The sequence below is a fragment of the Glutamicibacter uratoxydans genome, from assembly GCF_050753455.1.
GTDB classification, from domain to species: Bacteria; Actinomycetota; Actinomycetes; order Actinomycetales; family Micrococcaceae; genus Glutamicibacter; species Glutamicibacter uratoxydans_A.
This window is the reverse complement of sequence record NZ_CP192736.1, coordinates 2,778,107-2,797,198: the sequence shown is the minus strand read 5'-3', so window position 1 is coordinate 2,797,198 and position 19,092 is coordinate 2,778,107. Positions and strand designations below refer to the sequence as shown.

The window sequence follows — 19,092 nt, the reverse complement described above, 5'->3', positions numbered from 1 at the left end:
GTAAGCGGAAACGGTGGTCTGACGTGAAGCGGTGTTCGTAGTTCAGCGTCCCGTGGGAGAAGTGGGGAAGAGGTGTCGACTGGGCCAGCGCGGACGTTGAGAAACAGTTAAATTCAAGTGGCGGCACAAATATTTCATTCGTGCGCTGCGAGAAATCGCCCGGGGTCAACGGAGCTCCGTCCTTGGGCCCACCGAGGTTAGCACACTCAGCGGACAGCGTCGCGCGGGTTTCTCTAAGTCAGCCTGCCGACGGTACGCGCGGGCCTAGGTTCCTGCCCGGGGAACTGCCGAGTCACCCGGTTGCCGGGTAGCGCACTCAGTGAGTCGAATTTATTCGCGATCCCGCCAAGGCGGCGAGGGGCTGCGCTAACAGCACTCTGGGGCGCCGATCGCGGCGATCCAACCTGCCCAACAGTAGTGGTCGTCGACTTATCCGGCTAAGTTTCCCCTACTAAAGTGCTGCGCGCACCGTCTGTTCAAAGCTGACCACGTGTTCGGCGGCCACGCGCGAGGCCTCCTCGGCTTGGCCCGACAAAATGAGGTCGATCAAATTGGCATGCTCGGAAATATGGTCATGAATATCGGGCAGTCGATCCAGCACCAGGCACCAAATTCGGGTTGCCAGATTATCTAAACGCACCAAAGTCTCTTCCAAGTGATGATTCTGCGCGGCGCGGTAGATTAGCCGGTGTACCTCAAGGTCATACTCCATGAGCTGGCGCCGTTCACGCTCCGGATCCAGCGCGCGAATCGCGGCCATGGTTATCTGCAATTCCTCACGCAGGGTGCCTCCCCGGTTTTCGGCCGCACGCTGGGCAGCTAGCGGTTCAAGAACTTGGCGCATCTCGGAGATGGCGGCCAGTTCGGTAATGTCCACGCCGGTCGCAAAAGTGCCGCGACGTGGGTAGGAGACTACGAGGTGGTCAACCTCGAGACGTTTGAGTGCTTCCCGGATCGGGGTGCGGCCCATATCGAGATCGGCGGCGAGAGCGGCTTCATTGATCGGATCGCCCGGAGCGATGTCCAACATGATGAGCCGATCACGCAGAATTCGGTAAGAACGCTCGGCCATGGATTCCGTGCTGGCAATTTCGGTCGTGCTGGTCATTCCTCTGCCTCCTTTTATCTGCTCTATTTTGCCTAATGTGACCCGTTCCAAAATTATTTGGGGCAACCCATTGACGGCCTGTGAGTTAGATCATACGCTAAGAGTCAGAAATTGATATATCAGTTGTCGGCAATTCGTACACCTAAGAAAGAGAATGATGCTACAAATACAAAGTCTCGTGGCAGAGTCCCTCACACAGGATCTGGGAAGCCTTGATCCTGAGGTGGCGCAGCGTATTGATGCTGAGTTGGCTCGGCAGCAGCGTGGTTTGGAAATGATTGCTTCGGAGAACCACACTGCGCAGGCTGTGATGCAGGCGCAGGGTTCGGTGTTGACCAATAAGTATGCCGAGGGGTACCCGGGTCGCCGTTATTACGGGGGTTGTGAAGAGGTCGATGTCATTGAGACGTTGGCGATCGAGCGGCTGAAGGATCTGTTCGGCGCGAAGTTCGCTAATGTACAGCCGCACTCTGGTGCGCAGGCGAACGCGTCGGTGTACCATGCGTTGGTGCGTCCGGGGGATACCGTGCTGGGCCTGAATCTGGCTCATGGCGGGCATCTGACCCATGGGATGAAGCTGAACTTCTCTGGTCGCTTGTTCAATATCGTTCCTTATGGTGTGGATGAGGAAACGAACCTGGTGGACATGGATGAAGTCGAGCGCCTAGCCGTGGAGCATCAGCCGAAGATGATTGTGGCTGGTTGGTCGGCTTACCCTCGTCAGTTGGATTTCAAGCGTTTCCGTGAAATCGCTGACAAGGTCGGTGCGTACCTGTTTGTGGATATGGCGCATTTCGCTGGTTTGGTGGCTGCTGGTTTGCACCCGTCGCCGGTGCCGCACGCGCATGTGGTGACTTCGACGACGCATAAGACTTTGGCTGGTCCGCGTGGTGGGATTATTTTGACTAATGATGCGGAGCTTGCGAAGAAGTTGAATTCGGCGGTGTTCCCTGGTCAGCAGGGTGGTCCGTTGGAGCATGTGATTGCTGGTAAGGCGGTTGCGTTTAAGATCGCTGGGTCGCAGGAGTTTAAGGAGCGTCAGGAGCGGACTTTGGCTGGGGCGAAGATTCTGGCTGAGCGGTTGACTCGTGAGGATGTGGCGTCCAAGGGCATCAGTGTGCTGACTGGTGGTACTGATGTGCACCTAGTACTCGTTGATCTGCGTAATAGCGAGCTTGATGGGCAGCAGGGTGAGGATTTGTTGGCGCAGGTGGAGATTACGGTGAATCGTAATTCGGTGCCGTTTGATCCGCGTCCGCCGATGGTGACGTCTGGGTTGCGTATTGGTACTCCGGCGTTGGCGACTCGTGGTTTTTCTGAGGAGGCGTTTGTTGAGGTTGCGGAGGTTATTGCGCAGACGTTGATTGCCGGCGCCGAAGGAAACACCGAGATACTTCCCGAACTGAAACAACGCGTGTTGGACCTCGCCCAGGCCCACCCGCTCTACCCGAACTTGACGAAGATTGGAGAATAATCATGGCTGATCTGCTACCTGAGCACCCAGAATTCCTCTGGGCAAACCCGGACCCGAAGTCCTCCTATGATGCTGTGATTGTTGGCGGTGGAGGCCACGGCCTAGCCACGGCCTACTATCTAGCCAAAAACCACGGCATGACCAACATCGCCGTCCTTGAAAAGGGTTGGCTGGCCGGCGGGAATATGGCCCGCAACACCACCATCATCCGCTCGAACTACCTCTGGGACGAGTCTTCTGGGATCTACGAGAAGTCCCTGAAACTGTGGGAAGAGCTACCCGAAGAGCTGGAATACGACTTCCTCTTTTCGCAGCGTGGTGTGCTGAACCTAGCCCACACCCTGGGCGATGTGCGCGAATCCGTGCGCCGCGTCGAGGCGAACAAGCTCAATGGCGTGGACGCCGAGTGGCTCACCCCGGACCAGGTCAAGGAAGCCTGCCCGATTATCAACACCGGCGATGACATCCGCTACCCGGTGATGGGTGCCACCTGGCAGCCACGCGCCGGCATCGCCAAGCACGACCATGTGGCCTGGGCCTTTGCCCGCAAGGCCAACGAAATGGGCGTAGACATCATCCAAAACTGTGAAGTCATCGGCTTTATCAAGGATGGCGACAAGGTCACCGGCGTGAAAACCACCCGAGGAACTATCCACGCTGGCAAGGTGGCGCTAGCCGGCGCCGGACACTCCTCGGTGCTGGCCGAACTGGCCGGATTCCAGCTGCCGATCCAGTCTCACCCACTGCAAGCCTTGGTCTCCGAACTCTTTGAGCCGGTGCACCCCACCGTGGTGATGTCCAACCACATCCACGTTTATGTCTCCCAAGCCCACAAGGGTGAACTGGTGATGGGTGCGGGGATCGACACCTACAACGGGTATGGCCAACGCGGGGCCTTCCACGTCATTGAGGAACAGATGGCTGCGGCCGTGGAACTATTCCCGATCTTCGCCCGAGCCCACGTGCTACGCACCTGGGGCGGCATCGTGGACACCACCATGGACGCTTCGCCGATTATTTCCAAGACCCCGATCCAAAACCTCTACGTCAACTGTGGCTGGGGAACCGGTGGCTTCAAGGGCACCCCAGGTGCTGGCTACACGCTGGCCCACACCATCGCCAACGACGAGCCGCACGAGCTGAACGCCCCGTTCAGCCTGGACCGCTTCGAAACCGGACACCTCATTGACGAACACGGCGCCGCCGCCGTGGCCCACTAGGAGTAAGCACCATGATGTTGATTCAGTGCCCGAACTGCGGGCCACGCAACGAAACCGAATTCAAGTACGGCGGCCAGGCTCACGTAGCCTACCCGGCCGACCCACACGCACTGAGCGACCGCGAATGGGCCCAGTACCTGTTCTACCGGGAAAACCCGAAAGGCATCTTTGCCGAACGCTGGGTCCACGCCGGCGGCTGTCGCAAGTGGTTTAACGCCCTGCGGGACACCGTCAGCTACGAATTCAAAGCAGTCTACCGGGCCGGGGAAGCCCGCCCAGAACTAGAGAACACCCAGGGAGGTACCCGATGAGCCAGCCCAAGCCCTTCCGCCTGGACTCCACCGCGTCCGCCGCGGCGCGGATCAACCGTGAGGACCAGCTCGACCTGGTGATCGACGGAGAACAACTGACCGCCTTCCGCGGTGACACCGTGGCCAGCGCCATGCTCGCCAACGGGATGCGCTCCTGCGGAAACTCCATGTACTTGGATCGCCCCCGCGGGATCTTCTCCGCAGGAGTGGAGGAGCCCAACGCCCTAGTGACCGTCGCGGCCCGTCACGCCCAAGATATTAATGAGTCGATGCTGCCGGCCACCACCGTGCCGGTCACCGCAAACCTGAACGCCACGCTGCTCAGCGGACTGGGTGTGCTGGATCCGAACACCGACCCGGCCTACTACGATCACGTGCATGTGCACACCGACGTGTTGGTCGTCGGTGCCGGCCCGGCCGGCTTGGCCGCGGCCCGCGAAGCCACCCGCTCCGGGGCCCGAGTCATGCTACTGGACGAACGCGCCGAAGCCGGTGGTAGCCTGCTCGATACCGCCGGAGAAGACATCGACGGGAAGCCCTCAACCGAGTGGATCAGCACGGTGACCGAGGAACTCGCCGAGGCCGCGGACACCACTCACCTGCAGCGCACCACCGTGTTGGGCGCCTACGATGCAAACTACTTCATTGCCGCGCAGCGCCGCACCGTGCACCTGGATGAACCAAGTGGGGCCGGGGTCTCCCGCGAACGTATCTGGCATATCCGCACGAATCAGGTGGTCCTGGCCACCGGCACCCACGAGCGTCCGATCGTCTTTGAAAACAACGACCGTCCGGGCATTATGCTCGCCGGGGCGGTACGCAGCTACCTGAACCGTTATGGGGTGCGTGCCGGACAAAATATCGTCGTGGCCACCACGAATGACTCTGCCTACGCACTGGTGAGCGAGTTGGCCGCCAGCGGTGGCGTCGTTGCCGTGATCGACGCCCGAACCCAGGCCTCCGCGGCCGCCGCCGAAGCCGTCGGCGCGGGGGTGCAGGTGATCACCGGGTCGGTCGTTGTCGATACCGAAGCCAACGATTCCGGGGAGCTATCCGCGGTGATCGTCGCCAGTCTGGACGAGCAGCGCGAACTGGGTGCTCCGCAGCGATTTGAGGCCGATGTGCTGGCCGTGGCAGGCGGATTCAACCCGGTAGTGCATCTGCACTCCCAGCGACAAGGCAAGCTGTCTTGGGACGAGAGCATTCACGCCTTCGTCCCAGCCGAAGCTGTCGCCAATCAGCATCTGGCCGGTGCGATTACCGGACGCCTGGATACCGCCAGCGCCCTGTCCACCGGTGCCGCCACCGGTGCTGCCGCAGCATCGGCCGCCGGTTTCCAGCACATCGCCAGCGTGCCGCAGGCCGTAGAAACCACCCAGGGTGAAACCCGTGCGGTGTGGCTGGTGCCTTCGCTGGCCGGGGATGACGCCACCAACTACCGCCACCATTTCGTGGATCTGCAGCGCGACCAGTCCGTGGCCGACGTACTGCGCGCCACCGGTGCCGGAATGAAGTCGGTGGAGCATATCAAGCGCTACACCTCCATCTCCACCGCCAACGATCAGGGCAAGACCAGCGGGGTTGCCGCCATCGGTGTGATCTCCGCGGTGCTGGGGATCGAGAACCCATCCGAGATCGGCACCACCACCTTCCGCGCCCCATACACCCCGGTTGCCTTCGCAGCCCTTGCTGGCCGCACCCGCGGCGAGCTACTTGATCCGGCACGCATTACCCCAATGCACTCCTGGCACCTGGCTCACGGGGCCAAGTTTGAGGACGTCGGACAGTGGAAGCGTGCCTGGTATTTCCCGCAGGAAGGCGAGGACATGGACGCCGCGGTTTACCGCGAAGCCAAGGCCGTGCGCGACTCGGTGGGCATGCTCGATGCCACCACCTTGGGCAAGATTGAGATCCGCGGCAAGGACGCCGCGGAATTCCTCAACCGCATGTACACCAACGGCTACTCCAAGCTGAAGGTGGGCATGGGACGCTACGGACTCATGTGCAAAGCCGACGGCATGATCTTCGACGACGGTGTCAATCTCCGCCTGGCCGATGACCGCTTCCTACTGCATACCACCACCGGCGGTGCGGCGGACGTACTGGACTGGTTGGAAGAGTGGCTGCAGACCGAATGGCCGGAACTGGATGTCACCTGCACCTCGGTCACCGAGCAGCTAGCCACCGTAGCGGTGGTAGGGCCACGCTCGCGCGAGGTCATCGCCAAGCTGGCCAGCAACCTGGATGTCTCCAACGAGAACTTCAAGTTCATGGCTTTCGAAGACGTCGTACTGGACTCGGGTATCGAGGCACGGATCAGCCGGATTTCCTTCTCCGGTGAACTGGCTTTCGAAATCGCGGTCCCGTCCTGGCACGGCCTGCGCGTCTGGGAGGATGTGTACGCTGCCGGCGAAGAATTCAACATCACCCCGTACGGCACCGAAACCATGCACGTGCTGCGCGCCGAAAAGGGCTTCATCATCGTCGGGCAGGACACCGACGGCACGGTGACCCCGCAGGACGCCGGTATGGAATGGGTGGTTTCCAAGGTCAAGGACTTTGTTGGTAAGCGTTCCTACGCTCGTGCGGATAATACCCGCGAGGACCGCAAGCATCTGGTCTCGGTATTGCCGGTGGACACCGGCCTGCGTCTGGCCGAAGGATCCGCCCTGGTGGCGGTCGAGGAACTGGGTGCCGATGGCGTCACCCCGATGGAAGGTTGGGTTACCAGCTCCTATGATTCCCCGGCCTTGGGCCGTACCTTCGCACTGGCACTGATCAAGAACGGACGCAACCGCATCGGCGAAGTGCTCAAGACCCCGATCGACGGCAAACTGGTTGACGTCGTGGTATCCGAAACCGTCCTCTTTGACCCGGAAGGGAGCCGTCGAGATGGCTAATACTGTGCTAGAGACCACCGAATTGCGCCGTTCTCCGGCGGCGCACCTGACTGACATCATGGCCGCGGCCACCGTCACCGGTGAACGTGCCGTGGCGTTGCGCGAAGTTGCCTTCACCACCCAGTTGGGGATCCGTGCGATCCCCGGCAGCCGCGGACACCAAGTCGTGGCTGCCGCCACCGGCGTAGGGTTACCCGAGCGGGTCGGTGAAGTCAGCGGCGATGTACAGGACACCGCGGTGCTCTGGTTGGGACCCGATGAATTCCTGCTCACCGCACCGGAAGGCAGTGGGCTACTGCCCGAACTGATCACCGCGCTGGGCGAGGAACCGGGCCAAGTACTGGACTTGTCCGCAAACCGCAGTGTGCTGGAGTTACAGGGCCCCGCCGCCTCGTTGGTGCTACGCAAGAGCTGCCCAGCGGACCTACACCCGCGGCAGTTCCAGGTCAATCAGGCCATTGTCACCACTCTGGCCAATGTTCCGGTGCTGCTGTGGCGTAGCGCCGAACAGACCTGGCGGATCATGCCCCGAGTGTCCTTCACCGAGCACACCGTGCACTGGCTGATCGACGCGATGCGTGAGTTCGCCTCCCCGGAAGTCGACTAACTGCCATGCACAACCGGTCCCGGCGCTGCCCTCATCGCGGCGCCGGGACCGGTGCTGCCGGGCGACTTTCCTCACCATGACCCACTGGTCGCGGCCCGTAGGCTGCACCATACTAAGACTTGTGGCGGCATAGACCGCCGCACACCGCACACACCGCGCGCCGCCGGGCCAGCCGGCGCCCTGGCGACCGGTAGCCTTGACCGCACCCGAAAGGACAACCATCATGAGTGATCAGGTTCGACACGTACTGACCTTGCAGTGCCCAGAAGCCCCGGGAATCGTTCATGCCGTCACCGGATTCTTGGTGAAACACCAGCGCACCATCGTGGAATTGAAACAGTACGATGACATGAGCGCCGGGCGGCTGTTCATGCGGGTGGATTTCGCCGGCGACGAACTGCCGGGACTACTCGCGACACTGCGCGAGGAATTCGCGCCGGTGGCCGAAGCCTGGCAGATGGAATGGAATCTGGGTGAGCGCGGCACCCGTGTCAAAACCCTGATCATGGTCTCCAAATTTGAGCACTGCCTCAACGACTTACTCTTCCGGGCTCGCACCGGGGACCTGCCGATCGAGGTGGTGGCCGTGGTGTCCAACCATCCGGATCACCGCTCCTTGGTGGAATGGCACGGTATCGAGTTCCACCACGTGCCGATCAGCAAGGACACCAAGCCACAGGCCGAAGCCCGCTTATTGGAACTGATTGATGAAACCGGGGCCAAACTGGTGGTACTTGCCCGGTATATGCAGGTGCTCTCGGACCATCTGGCCACCGAACTCACCGGGAAAACCATCAACATTCACCACTCATTCTTGCCTTCCTTCAAGGGAGCGAAACCGTACCATCAGGCCTGGGAGCGCGGAGTGAAAACCGTGGGTGCCACCGCCCACTACGTGAATTCCGAATTGGACGAGGGGCCGATTATCGCCCAACAGGTGGTGGAAGTTGACCATACCTACGGCCCGGAAGACCTTGTCTCTGCCGGACGGGACACCGAATGCAAGGCCCTGTCCAACGCGGTGCGCTGGCACTGCGAGGGTCGAGTCTTTCTCTACGGGAACCGCACGGTCGTACTGCGTTAGACGACAATCGTCGAAGTGCCATTGTGCGTCGGAACAGCAATGTGCGCCGGAACAGGTAGCGAGCAATCCGCCGACGGCCGGTGGCGCAGAGGTTTCCTGCGTCACCGGCTGGGCAAGTTTCACCGCGCCTGCTTAGGATGAAGTTATGACAACGCATCAGGTGGATTTGGCAATCATTGGTACCGGTTCGGGCAACTCGCTGCTCAGCGAATACTGGAATGACAAGCAGGTGGCCATCGCCGAAAAGGCGGTTTTTGGTGGTACCTGTCTGAACGTGGGCTGTATTCCCACCAAGATGTTTGTCCGTTCGGCCGAAATGGCCCGCACCCGGGTGGACGCCGCGCGGGTGAACGTGGAACTACCTGCCGGCGAGGCCAATTGGCCAGCCATCCGCGACCGCGTCTTCGGCCGGATTGATGCGATCGCCGAGTCGGGTTATGACTACCGCAACTCGGCGAGCAACGCCACCGTGGTTTCTGCCGAGGTGAAACTCGCCGGGACTCATGGTTTCCGCGCCCCCGATGGCACCGAAGTCCACGCTCAGCAACTGGTGATCGCGGCCGGTTCACGACCGATGATCCCGCAGATTGAAGGTGTCGACCTTCCCGGGGTACACACCTCGGACAGCGTAATGCGCCTAGTGAAACTGCCCGAACGCTTGATCGTGATTGGCGGCGGGTATATTGCGTGCGAATTCGCCGCGATCTTCTCCGGACTGGGGACACACACCACCCAGCTGGTCCGCAAGGATGCGCTGATGCGCCACCTTGATACCGAGCTGGTGACCGCCTTCAACACCGAAGCCCCACAGCACTGGAACGTGGCCTACCAGGCCGAGCCACGCAAAATCACCGCCAACGCGGACGGCAGCCTACAGGTTCATACCGATGCGCACTCTTACACCGCCGACGTGGTGCTATTGGCCACCGGCCGTGTTCCAAACACCGACCGGATCGGGGCCCGCGAGGCGGGACTGGATTTACATGACGACGGCCGACTGGTGGTCGACGAATACCAACGGGTGCTGCGCGATGGCCAGCCGGTGACCGGGCTCTACGCACTGGGCGATATTTGTGCGGAAGACCAGCTCAAACACGTGGCCAATTATGAGGCCCGCGTGGTGATGCACAACCTCGAAAACCCGCAGCAGCTGCGCGCCAATTCGCGCCGTGCAGTGCCGGCGGCCGTGTTCACCCACCCAGAATTGGCGATGGTGGGGCTGACCGAGGCCGAAGCCATCGAGAAAATTGGTGCCGAGCATGTCACCAGCAAAACCCAGCAGGTGGGGGACACCGCCTACGGTTGGGCGTTGGAAGACTCCGCTGGACTGTTTAAGATCGTGGCCGATAAACGCGATGGAAGCATCCTGGGCGCACACGCCATGGGATATCAAAGTTCGAACCTGATTCAGCCGGTGGTAATGGCGATGAACTTGGGCATCGATGCGTACACCGCGGCGCGCGGCCAATACTGGATCCATCCGGCGCTGATGGAAGTGACCGAAAATGCGTTGCTGGGGCTCGAGGTCCCGGTTCCCCCGGGCGCGGATCTCTAAACGTCCCAGCCAGCTGGCCACCCGAGGCTAGCGCTTGGGCCAAGCCCATGCTGGGCGATCAAAAATTCCTTGTTCGTCAATGACGGTTTCCCCGCCGTCCTTGAGCAGTTCATGGCGCAGCGCGCCGTGCTGAGTGAGGGAATCTACCAGCGCCTTGGCATGGGACACCACCACAATCTGTGAGCGTTCGCTGGCTTCGGCGATCAACGCACCCAAGGGTTCCAACAGTTGCGGGTGTAAGGAATTTTCCGGTTCGTTCAATACCAACAGTGGCGCCGGGTGCACCGAGAGCAGCGCGGTGGCCAAGAGAATGTAGCGCAGCGTACCGTCGGAGAGTTCCGCTGCCGATAGCGGGCGCAGCAGCCCGGGCTGCTGCAGCAGCAGCCCAAAACGGCCGTGTTCATCGGCGCGGACCTGCACCCGGGCCCCGTCAAAGGCCGCGGCGATGGCCTCGTGGAAGGGTTGCGGGTCGGATTGCTCGTGGATGGTGCGGATCGCGGCGGCCACATCCGAACCGTCCGAGGCGAGAACCGGGGTGCGCGTACCGATCTGTTCGCTGCGTGCCGGGGACTGCGCATCGGTGCGCAACGCGTCGTAAAAACGCCATGCCGTCAGCTCGCGGCGTAGCATCCCGGCCTCGGGAGCGGTAGTGGCATCCAGCATGGAGAGCACCGACTCCCAATCGGCCAGCCGCAGCCCCACATCATCCAAAGTCGACTGGGCCCGCACCTGCACCAGCGGGCCACTGCGTTTGACCATGGTGGTGGACGGGCGCAAGAGGGCACCGTGGAAGATACTTTCGGTTTTGATAATCGGATCCAGCCCGAACATGCTCGGGTCACGGGGATCCAAATCCGGCCGCGGTAAACCCAAGTCCACGGTGTAACCGTAGTCGTCGGTGGCAAAACCAAGTTTCAGGGCCACCGCTTCCCGGCGCACCGTGCCTTGGGCGGAGCGCCGCTCACCATTGCCGCGGGCCCGCGTCCCTGCTTCCGGCCCGGCCCAGGTGGCCGAGCCCAGTCCACCTTCCCGTGCCAGGGTGGAAATTGCCCCGTCCCGGCCCAGTTCACTAATGAGTTTCAGCGCCCGGTACACATTGGATTTGCCCACCCCGTTAGCGCCGGTGACCACGGTCAACCCCGCCAGCGGCATGACCAAGTCGCGTACCGAACGGTACCCGCTGATCGCTAAAGTCTGCAGCATGATTCCCAGCCTAATCTAGCCTTCCGACAACAGGCGGTGCACAAGCCGGGCAGAGCTTAGCTCCCGCTCTGCGGCCGCGGGCTACTGGCTAGCGGCCCGTCGCCCACACCCCAGCCATAGGCCAACTTATGTGCCTCCAAGACGAAGAAGGTTTCGGTGGCGACCACCCCGTCGATCAGCTGCAGGCGGTCGTAGAGCAGCTCGGTGTAATGCTCCAGATCCCGGCACACCACCTCAACCATCACGTCATAGCTTCCGGTGGTCAGCACCACGTAGCTGGATTCGGTGAGTTCTGCCAAATCCTGGCACACGCTCTTAGCCTTACCCGGGGCGCAGCGGATTCCGATCAGCGCCAAACGGTCAAAGCCGATGGATAGTGGGTTAGCGATCCCCACGATCTGCAAGGTCCCGGAATCCTCCAGCCGTTGCACCCGATAACGCACGGAAGACGCCGGAATTCCGGTTTCCTCGGCGATCTCCTTAAAGGATTTGCGCCCATTGAGCTGCAAGGCGGCGATCAGCTGTCGGTCAATGTCATCGAGTTCGGTCATCGAGTTCCTTTGCAACAATCAGGTCCGGGTTCTTACCAACGACACCGGTTAGGACCGGCAGTGGTCCCGCTCACCGGCGCGGTGCGCTATTAACGACAATGGGGGTTGTGCGGAACCGGACGGATCGGCACAACCCCCACTTTATGCGCTAACTCTAGCCCAGGTTCAATACACCGGTGCGCAGGTCAGTCATATCTAGCAGAGTGTGCACCCCACCGATCCGGCCCCAACCGGTGCCCTTGCCGCCAGCGCCACCGAATGGCATGTTGATATCCCACCAGCCGTTGGAGTCGTTGACCACTACCTGGCCCACCTGCATTTCCTCAATGAAACGGAACGCCTTGGTCATATCGCGGGTGAATACCGCACCCTGCAGACCCAGTGCATCGTCATTGGCGATACGCAGCAGATCATCGTCGTCCTTTCCGACGATGATCGGCAGAACCGGGCCGAAGGATTCTTCGCGGCTGAGCAGGCTGTCCTCGGTGACGTTATCCACCACAGTGAATTCGTAGTACAGGTCGGTTGCGAACTCGGTGCTGCGCTGCCCGCCCATCAGCACATCCAGCCCGCGCTCGCGCGCGTCGGCCATGTGCGCATCCATCTTCTGGGCAACCTGCTCATTGTTCAATGGGCCCAGATTAGTTTGTGGATCAAAGGGATCACCGAGCTTCACGGTCTGCTCGGCGTACTCCAGCACCTCCTTGACGAATGCCTGGTGCACATCCTGGTGGACGATGACGCGTTCGGTAGCGCAGCAGACCTGACCGGCACAGTAGTAAGCGCCATCCACTGCCTTCTGTGCAGCCAACTTCAGGTCCGCATCCGCCAAAACCACGACCGGGCCGTTACCCGAAGCCTCCATAATTGAACGCTTGAAACCGGCGGTGGCCTGAATCTTTCCGGCGGTGGCCGAGGAGCCGATGAAGCCGATGGCGTCAATATCAGGATGCGAGGTCAGCATCGCGCCGAAGTCACCTTCACCGGGCAGGACCGAAACCAAACCGGCTGGAACGCCGGCCTCGATCAGGCATTCCATGGCGGCCAGCACGGTGAGCGAGGTGTTCGATGGTGGCTTGACCACGTGGGCGTTACCGGTGGCCAGTCCCGGGGCGACGAACTCCGCGAACATCAGCAGCGGGAAGTTCCACGGGGTAATGATGCCCCACACCCCGACGGCCGCACGGAAGGTGAACATCCGCTTGGAGGTGTCGGTGGACTGGATGGTTTCGCCATTGAGGCGAATCGCGTCCTCGGCATGGAGGTGGAAAAGCTGGGCGGCCTCCTCAATGTCGGCAATCGATTCGGCTAGGGGCTTGCCCTGTTCCAGAGACTGCAAGCGGGCCAGCTCATCGACCTTCGCCTCCAGTGCATTGCCGATCTTGTGGCAGATTTCCGCGCGCTTGAACACGCCCAACTTCTGCCAGGCACCCTTGGCTTCGTGGGCCTTTGCCACGGCCAGATTGAGGTCTGCTTCGGTTGGTACCGGAATCGAAGCGATAAATTCGCCGGTGGCGGGGCTGGTGACGTCATAGCGTTCCTGGCCGCTTCCGTCGGAGTATTCGCCGGCAATAAAAAGCTGTGTTCGAGTTGGCGCGGATACGGAGGTCATGGAATCGAAGTCCCTTTCACGAGAACGGTCTAAAGGTGATGACATAGATCACTATATCCCGAACAGGACGTGCGTCAAGCAAAAATTTCTAGATGATATTGTTCTAGAAGCAACTTTGGATCAAACTATTGACTTTTTGCGCAACTTTGACAAGCTGTGATGTGTCTTACTCGCAACCATTGGTTCGGAGGAAACCCGATGTCAGAACAGCTAGCAACTGCGCCACCGAAGGAGCAGATGCCTAAGAAAATGCGGTGGTGGGATGGCTTCGCCATGTCGATGACCATGCCCGCAGCATTGATCGCCACCCTCGGTGCCACCATCGCCGACTTGGGTGGGTGGGGAGCCGCGTTCTTGTGGGCGGTTTCGATGATTATTGCCATGGGGGTGAACTGGATTTACACCGAACTGGCCACGATGTTCCCCGACTCCTCTGGCGGAATTACGCATTACGCGGCCGAAGCATGGAAGAAACGCGCACCCTGGGTGGCTCCGCTAGCCAGTGTCGGGTACTGGTTCCCCTGGGGAACAAACTTGGCAACCTACGGTGCGGTTACCGGTGCGCTCATCCAAGCCCAATGGTTCCCGGAATCGCAGTGGCTCATCACCCTAGGACCCATCGAATTAAGTCTGCCGATCGTCATCGGCATCGGTGTCATTCTCTTCATGTACCTGATCAATGTGGCCGGCGTACGCCTCACCATGGCCTTCGTATACATCACCGCCGGCATCTTGATGATTCCACTGTTCGCCTTCATCGTTCTGCCACTATTTAGCGGCGATTGGGCACCGGGCGAATTGACCTGGAACCTTCATGGCATGGAAGGCTTGCACAAGGCCTTGGTCTGGCTCTACATCATGGCCTGGACCACCTTCGGCATCGAAGTGTGCGCCACCTTCGCCCCGGAATATAAAGACTCCGTGAAGGACAGCACCCGCGCCATCAAGGCCGCAGTGCTCTTCTGCCTGGGCGTCTTCTTCCTGATCCCGATCACCCTCGGTGGTTATGCGGGTGAAGCGGCCATCCAAGACGACCCAGCCACCTTCTTTGTTGCCTCCTTTGCTGCACTGGTCGGCGGAGCCTCGGAAGTTATGGTGTTATGCCTGATCGCATCCCTGCTGCTCATTATGACTACCTCTGTTGCCGACGCCTCCCGGGTACTGTTCAACATGGGCAAAACCGGGATCACGGTGCGTTCGGTTGGAAAGCTGAACAAGCGCGGCGTTCCGCTTCGTGCGTTGAATGTCATGTTGGTGTTGAACATTGTTGTACTGGTGGTGCTGCAATCGCCGCTGGCCATTATCGTGACCGGCAACCTGGGCTACATTCTGACCCACATTTTTGCAGTCTCCGGCTTCTTCCTCCTGCGCAAAGATCGCCCTAACGCCGATCGGCCACTTCGCCTGCCGCAGTTCTTTGTTCCACTGTCCATCGCGCTGACCGTGCTGATGATCGTGATCTTGGTCGTGGGAGCCACCGGCTTCTCCGTCACCGGATACGGCGGTTTTAAGGAACTGGGCATAGCCCTCGGCGTGCTGGCCAGCGGCGTGCTGATTTGGATGTTCGTGAGGCGTAAGGATGCCCGCGAGCAACTTCTTCAGGCATCATCCGAGAATTAATACTCACTAGAGAAAGTAGCGACAGATGCACTGGCTTTTGCTTATTGCAGCGATTGTGGCCGAGGTTATCGCGACCTCATTGCTCAAGGCCTCGGCAGGCTTCACCAAACCATGGCCAAGCGTTGGCACAGTGATTGGGTATATCGCTTCTTTCTATCTGCTGAGCTTAGTTCTCAAATACGTTCCACTGGGTACCGCCTACGCGATTTGGGCAGCGGCAGGAACGGTGGCGATTGCGTTGATTGGGGTCGTGGTCTATTCCGAACGGCTGACCTCCATTCAAATTATCGGCATCTTACTGACCGCTGGTGGAGTCGCCCTGATCAATCTCGGGGCGGCTCCGCCAACGGCCGAAGTCAGCAGCGTCGAAAGTCAGCTGCACTCATAGACCATTGTCGCGATGGTGGACTGGGCGAACTTTGCGCTTCACAATGTTGAACAGTCCCACCACCAGCAACCCGCACATCCACACAAGAGAAAGCCCGATATGAGTATCTATGAGAACGTTGCCGACAAATATCCAGCATCGGTCATTGATGCTGCTCTCGCGGGGTCCAGCCAGGTGCCCTATTGGCTAGATGATCCGCAACGCCCGGCAGCCCTGCCCGCCCTAGAAGGAACCTTGGACACCGACCTATTAGTGGTCGGGGGCGGCTACAGCGGACTATGGACCGCGCTGCTGGCCAAGGAACGCGACCCGCAGCGCCAGGTGGTGCTAATCGAGGCACAAACCATTGGTTGGGCGGCTTCCGGGCGTAACGGTGGGTTCTGCGAAGCCTCACTAGTCCACGGGGACTCCAATGGACGCCAACACCTACCCAAAGAAAACGCGTTGCTCCGCGAACTAGGATTGGAAAACCTGCGCGAACTGACCGAAACTATCGAGCGTTATGAGATTGACTGCGAGCTGACCTACTCCGGGGTGTTGAAACTGGCCACCGAGGAGCATCAACTTCAATGGTTGAAGGAGGAACAAGAACTTTACCCGGAACTGGTCTTGCTCTCCCGCACTGAGGTGCGCGAGACCGTGCAGTCGCCGCTCTACCAGGGTGGACTCTGGGATAGGAACGGCACGGTGATGGTCAACCCTGCCAAACTGGCTTGGGGGCTGCGCCGGGTGTGCCTGGAGAAGGGTGTCAAGATTTTTGAGCATACCCAGGCCACCGGGCTCGAAGAGCATAAGAACCGGATCACGGTGCGCACCGGTGCCGGAAGCATCACCGCCCAGAAAGTGGCACTAGCCACCAATGTGTTCCCCTCCCTGCTCAAACGCCACCACCTTTACACTATCCCGGTTTACGACTATGCCCTGATGAGCGAACCGTTGAGCGACACCCAACTGGAATCCATCGGCTGGAAAGACCAGCAGGGACTCGCAGATCTGAACAACCGTTTCCACTACTACCGGATGACCCGCGACGCCAATGGTGCGGTGCGGATCCTCTTTGGCGGGTTCGACGCCGAATACTACTTCGGTGGTCAGGTGAAACCGGAATACGACCAGCGTGCCGAAACTTTCCGCAAGCTCGTCGCACACTTTTACTTCACCTTTCCGCAGCTCGAAGGGGTGAAGTTCAGCCATGCCTGGGGTGGCGCGATCGACTCCTGCAGCCGATTCTTCTCCTTCTTCGATAGCTCCCATGGCGGCAAGGTGGCCTATGTTGCCGGGTTCACCGGACTCGGTGTGGGCGCCACCCGTTTTGCCGGCAACGTCCTACTGGATCTGCTCTCCGGGCAGAAAACCCAGCGCACCGAACTGGAAATGGTGAAAAAGAAGCCGATTCCGTTCCCACCAGAACCCGCGGCCTGGATCGGCGTGAAGCTGATGACCAGCGAACTGGCGCGCGCCGACCGCAATCAGGGCAAGCGCGGACTGTTCCTGAAAACCATGGACGCACTAGGCATGGGATTCGACTCATGAGCCAGCAACGAAACCAGCCGCTTAGTGGTGGCAGCGCGGTTGACGTGGCAGCACTGGAACTGACCCAGCAGCCGGTTCAGGCCCACCAAAACGCCGGGATCCCCACCACCACCGGTGTGCAATCCTTGGGCGCTATCGGCTCAGCAGCATTCGGCGTGTGGGAAATGAGCCAAGGCAAGATGTACGACGTGGAGGCCGAGGAAATCTTCGTCATCACCGCCGGCCGTGGCAGCGTATACATCGCAGAATTCAACGGGGCGCCGGAACACACGGTGGAACTTTTTCCGGGGGTTCTCATGCGGCTAAGCGCCGGGATGAGAACCACTTGGAGCGTCAGTCAGGCACTGCGTAAGGTGTACATAACCCCACGTGAGGAGAGCTAAACATGAGAACTTTTTCCGAAGGTCACCAGTTCATCAACGGGGCCTACCGGGTAGGATCCGGGGCAAGCGCCCGCCGGGTTAACCCGGCCATCGGTGTCGCGGCGGAGCTCATCGACTATGCCGGAACGCAGGATCTGCACGACGCGCTCGCCGGCGCGCAGGAGGCCTTCGCCAGCTGGTCACGACTCACCCCGGGCCAGCGCTCGGAACACCTGCTGAACTTCGGCCGCGAACTGGCGGCCATGGCCGATGAGCTAGCCGTGCTGGAAACCGAACAGACCGGCAAAACCATACGCATGTCCACCGAGTTCGACGTGCCCGGAACCCTAGATAATGTGAATTTCTTTGCCGGTGCGGCCCGCCACTTATCGGGTTTAGCTGCCGCGGACTATGCCGGGAACTCAACCTCGATGATTCGCCGTGAAGCGATCGGGGTGATCGGTTCGATCTCCCCGTGGAATTACCCACTGCAGATGGCAGCTTGGAAGGTGCTACCGGCCATTGCCGCCGGAAACACGATTGTGCTTAAACCCTCGGAACTGACCCCGGGCACCACCCTACTCTTCGCTGAGGCCGCGCACCGTGCCGGCATCCCAGCCGGAGTGATCAACGTGCTTACCGGCACCGGGCCGGAGGTGGGTGAGGCCCTGGTGAAACACCCGCTGGTGAAGATGACCTCCTTCACCGGCTCCACCGCGGTGGGCCGCAAGATCATGGCGATGGCCGCCGAAACCGGTAAGCGGGTGCATCTAGAACTGGGCGGCAAGGCTCCGATGGTGGTCTTTAAGGATGCCGATGTGGAAGCTGCCGCGCACAGTGCGGTGGCCGGTTCAACCCTCAATAGCGGCCAAGATTGCACCGCGGCCACCCGCGCGTACGTTCATTCCTCGGTGTTTGAACAGTTCACCACCCGGGTGGCGCAGCTGATGAACTCCATGGTGGTGGGAGACCCTACTGCTAAGGATACCGATATGGGGTCGCTGATTTCCTTCGCACACCGCCAGAAGGTTTCCTCGATGGTGCAACAGGCGATTGATTCCGGTGCCCGTGCGCTGGCCGGCGGGTTCGCTCCGGAGCTACCCGGCGCCTACTACCGGCCCACGCTATTGGTGGACGCGGCCCAGGATTCCCCGATTGTGCAGCAGGAGGTGTTCGGCCCGGTGCTGGTGGCGTTGCCCTTCAACACCGAGGATGAGGCCCTGGCCCTGGCCAATGATTCGGACTTCGGGCTGGCCGCCTCGGCCTGGACCAAGGACGTGAATCTGGCGATGCGCGCCGCGGCTGAAATTCAGGCTGGCTGCGTGTGGATTAATGAACATATCCCGATGGCTTCGGAAATGCCGCACGGCGGTTTCAAGTCCTCCGGGATGGGTAAGGACATGAGCTCCTACTCCTTCGAGGAGTACACGAATGTTAAACATGTGATGCTCGCTCACGATGTCACCGCACATAAGTCCTGGCACGACACCGTTTTCTTAGCGCGGGCCGATCAGTAAAACCTTAGCGCGGGTTTGGCAGGTACCGGCAGATATCTGCCAAACCC

General features: G+C 60.5%; 16 protein-coding genes. 12 read left to right on the top strand and 4 right to left on the bottom strand.

What is annotated here, in order from left to right:
- Nucleotides 1-451: 451 nt before the first annotated feature.
- Nucleotides 452-1,108 carry a GntR family transcriptional regulator gene (locus ACQQZ8_RS12890; protein WP_431710202.1) on the bottom strand — a complete coding sequence of 219 codons (657 nt, stop codon included), beginning with the start codon at nucleotides 1,106-1,108 and terminating at the stop codon, nucleotides 452-454.
- A gap of 154 nt (nucleotides 1,109-1,262) precedes the next feature.
- On the opposite strand from ACQQZ8_RS12890, the gene glyA reads away from it, so the two are divergent.
- The 7 genes from glyA (at nucleotide 1,263) to ACQQZ8_RS12855 (ending at nucleotide 10,259) form a co-directional block, all read left to right on the top strand.
- Nucleotides 1,263-2,582 carry a serine hydroxymethyltransferase gene (gene glyA / locus ACQQZ8_RS12885; protein ID WP_431710201.1) on the top strand — a complete coding sequence of 440 codons (1,320 nt, stop codon included), beginning with the start codon at nucleotides 1,263-1,265 and terminating at the stop codon, nucleotides 2,580-2,582.
- A gap of 2 nt (nucleotides 2,583-2,584) precedes the next feature.
- Nucleotides 2,585-3,802: a sarcosine oxidase subunit beta family protein gene (locus tag ACQQZ8_RS12880; RefSeq protein WP_431710200.1), complete on the top strand. Its 1,218-nt coding sequence runs from the start codon at nucleotides 2,585-2,587 to the stop codon at nucleotides 3,800-3,802.
- Nucleotides 3,803-3,813: 11 nt separating this feature from the next.
- Nucleotides 3,814-4,113 carry a sarcosine oxidase subunit delta gene (locus tag ACQQZ8_RS12875; RefSeq protein ID WP_431710199.1) on the top strand — a complete coding sequence of 100 codons (300 nt, stop codon included), beginning with the start codon at nucleotides 3,814-3,816 and terminating at the stop codon, nucleotides 4,111-4,113.
- Nucleotides 4,110-7,013, top strand: a complete 2,904-nt coding sequence (locus ACQQZ8_RS12870) for a sarcosine oxidase subunit alpha family protein (RefSeq protein WP_431710198.1) — start codon at nucleotides 4,110-4,112, stop codon at nucleotides 7,011-7,013. Before ACQQZ8_RS12875 ends, ACQQZ8_RS12870 begins: the two co-directional genes overlap by 4 nt.
- Nucleotides 7,006-7,620 carry a sarcosine oxidase subunit gamma family protein gene (gene soxG, locus ACQQZ8_RS12865; protein WP_431710197.1) on the top strand — a complete coding sequence of 205 codons (615 nt, stop codon included), beginning with the start codon at nucleotides 7,006-7,008 and terminating at the stop codon, nucleotides 7,618-7,620. The genes ACQQZ8_RS12870 and soxG overlap by 8 nt, the downstream gene beginning before the upstream one ends.
- A 223-nt stretch (nucleotides 7,621-7,843) precedes the next feature.
- The gene (gene purU, locus ACQQZ8_RS12860) at nucleotides 7,844-8,704 is read left to right on the top strand and encodes a formyltetrahydrofolate deformylase (RefSeq protein ID WP_431710196.1); all 861 of its coding nucleotides are present in this window, start codon (nucleotides 7,844-7,846) and stop codon (nucleotides 8,702-8,704) included.
- A 145-nt stretch (nucleotides 8,705-8,849) separates the two neighbouring features.
- On the top strand, nucleotides 8,850-10,259 hold the full coding sequence (locus ACQQZ8_RS12855; RefSeq protein WP_431710195.1) for a mycothione reductase: 1,410 nt from the start codon (nucleotides 8,850-8,852) through the stop codon (nucleotides 10,257-10,259).
- Between the two features lie 27 nt (nucleotides 10,260-10,286).
- Here ACQQZ8_RS12855 and ACQQZ8_RS12850 read toward each other — a convergent pair whose 3' ends face one another.
- From ACQQZ8_RS12850 to ACQQZ8_RS12840, 3 genes are all read right to left on the bottom strand, one after another.
- On the bottom strand, nucleotides 10,287-11,462 hold the full coding sequence (locus ACQQZ8_RS12850) for an AAA family ATPase (RefSeq protein WP_431710194.1): 1,176 nt from the start codon (nucleotides 11,460-11,462) through the stop codon (nucleotides 10,287-10,289).
- Nucleotides 11,463-11,518: 56 nt separating this feature from the next.
- Nucleotides 11,519-12,013, bottom strand: a complete 495-nt coding sequence (locus ACQQZ8_RS12845) for an Lrp/AsnC family transcriptional regulator (protein WP_431710193.1) — start codon at nucleotides 12,011-12,013, stop codon at nucleotides 11,519-11,521.
- A 154-nt stretch (nucleotides 12,014-12,167) separates the two neighbouring features.
- Complete coding sequence (locus ACQQZ8_RS12840; protein ID WP_431710192.1) at nucleotides 12,168-13,625, bottom strand: aldehyde dehydrogenase family protein; 1,458 nt, start codon at nucleotides 13,623-13,625, stop codon at nucleotides 12,168-12,170.
- 198 nt (nucleotides 13,626-13,823) lie between these two features.
- Here ACQQZ8_RS12840 and ACQQZ8_RS12835 point away from each other — a divergent pair, with 198 nt between their 5' ends.
- The 5 genes from ACQQZ8_RS12835 to ACQQZ8_RS12815 all read left to right on the top strand — a co-directional run bounded on the left by ACQQZ8_RS12835 (nucleotide 13,824) and on the right by ACQQZ8_RS12815 (nucleotide 19,045).
- Nucleotides 13,824-15,245 carry an APC family permease gene (locus tag ACQQZ8_RS12835; RefSeq protein WP_431710191.1) on the top strand — a complete coding sequence of 474 codons (1,422 nt, stop codon included), beginning with the start codon at nucleotides 13,824-13,826 and terminating at the stop codon, nucleotides 15,243-15,245.
- A gap of 25 nt (nucleotides 15,246-15,270) precedes the next feature.
- Nucleotides 15,271-15,633: a DMT family transporter gene (locus ACQQZ8_RS12830; protein WP_431710190.1), complete on the top strand. Its 363-nt coding sequence runs from the start codon at nucleotides 15,271-15,273 to the stop codon at nucleotides 15,631-15,633.
- A gap of 99 nt (nucleotides 15,634-15,732) precedes the next feature.
- Nucleotides 15,733-17,166, top strand: coding sequence for an NAD(P)/FAD-dependent oxidoreductase (locus tag ACQQZ8_RS12825; RefSeq protein ID WP_431710189.1), 1,434 nt, complete (start codon nucleotides 15,733-15,735; stop codon nucleotides 17,164-17,166).
- Nucleotides 17,163-17,549 carry a cupin domain-containing protein gene (locus ACQQZ8_RS12820; RefSeq protein ID WP_431710188.1) on the top strand — a complete coding sequence of 129 codons (387 nt, stop codon included), beginning with the start codon at nucleotides 17,163-17,165 and terminating at the stop codon, nucleotides 17,547-17,549. Before ACQQZ8_RS12825 ends, ACQQZ8_RS12820 begins: the two co-directional genes overlap by 4 nt.
- A gap of 2 nt (nucleotides 17,550-17,551) precedes the next feature.
- Complete coding sequence (locus tag ACQQZ8_RS12815) at nucleotides 17,552-19,045, top strand: aminobutyraldehyde dehydrogenase (protein ID WP_431710187.1); 1,494 nt, start codon at nucleotides 17,552-17,554, stop codon at nucleotides 19,043-19,045.
- Nucleotides 19,046-19,092: the final 47 nt, after the last annotated feature.

Excerpts from the sequence above, each read along its gene's own strand:
- ACQQZ8_RS12890 (WP_431710202.1), bottom strand. The coding sequence starts at position 1,108 with ATGACCAGCACGACCGAAATTGCCAGCACGGAATCCATGGCCGAGCGT.
- glyA (WP_431710201.1), top strand. The coding sequence starts at position 1,263 with ATGATGCTACAAATACAAAGTCTCGTGGCAGAGTCCCTCACACAGGAT.
- ACQQZ8_RS12880 (WP_431710200.1), top strand. The coding sequence starts at position 2,585 with ATGGCTGATCTGCTACCTGAGCACCCAGAATTCCTCTGGGCAAACCCG.
- ACQQZ8_RS12875 (WP_431710199.1), top strand. The coding sequence starts at position 3,814 with ATGATGTTGATTCAGTGCCCGAACTGCGGGCCACGCAACGAAACCGAA.
- ACQQZ8_RS12870 (WP_431710198.1), top strand. The coding sequence starts at position 4,110 with ATGAGCCAGCCCAAGCCCTTCCGCCTGGACTCCACCGCGTCCGCCGCG.
- soxG (WP_431710197.1), top strand. The coding sequence starts at position 7,006 with ATGGCTAATACTGTGCTAGAGACCACCGAATTGCGCCGTTCTCCGGCG.
- purU (WP_431710196.1), top strand. The coding sequence starts at position 7,844 with ATGAGTGATCAGGTTCGACACGTACTGACCTTGCAGTGCCCAGAAGCC.
- ACQQZ8_RS12855 (WP_431710195.1), top strand. The coding sequence starts at position 8,850 with ATGACAACGCATCAGGTGGATTTGGCAATCATTGGTACCGGTTCGGGC.
- ACQQZ8_RS12850 (WP_431710194.1), bottom strand. The coding sequence starts at position 11,462 with ATGCTGCAGACTTTAGCGATCAGCGGGTACCGTTCGGTACGCGACTTG.
- ACQQZ8_RS12845 (WP_431710193.1), bottom strand. The coding sequence starts at position 12,013 with ATGACCGAACTCGATGACATTGACCGACAGCTGATCGCCGCCTTGCAG.
- ACQQZ8_RS12840 (WP_431710192.1), bottom strand. The coding sequence starts at position 13,625 with ATGACCTCCGTATCCGCGCCAACTCGAACACAGCTTTTTATTGCCGGC.
- ACQQZ8_RS12835 (WP_431710191.1), top strand. The coding sequence starts at position 13,824 with ATGTCAGAACAGCTAGCAACTGCGCCACCGAAGGAGCAGATGCCTAAG.
- ACQQZ8_RS12830 (WP_431710190.1), top strand. The coding sequence starts at position 15,271 with ATGCACTGGCTTTTGCTTATTGCAGCGATTGTGGCCGAGGTTATCGCG.
- ACQQZ8_RS12825 (WP_431710189.1), top strand. The coding sequence starts at position 15,733 with ATGAGTATCTATGAGAACGTTGCCGACAAATATCCAGCATCGGTCATT.
- ACQQZ8_RS12820 (WP_431710188.1), top strand. The coding sequence starts at position 17,163 with ATGAGCCAGCAACGAAACCAGCCGCTTAGTGGTGGCAGCGCGGTTGAC.
- ACQQZ8_RS12815 (WP_431710187.1), top strand. The coding sequence starts at position 17,552 with ATGAGAACTTTTTCCGAAGGTCACCAGTTCATCAACGGGGCCTACCGG.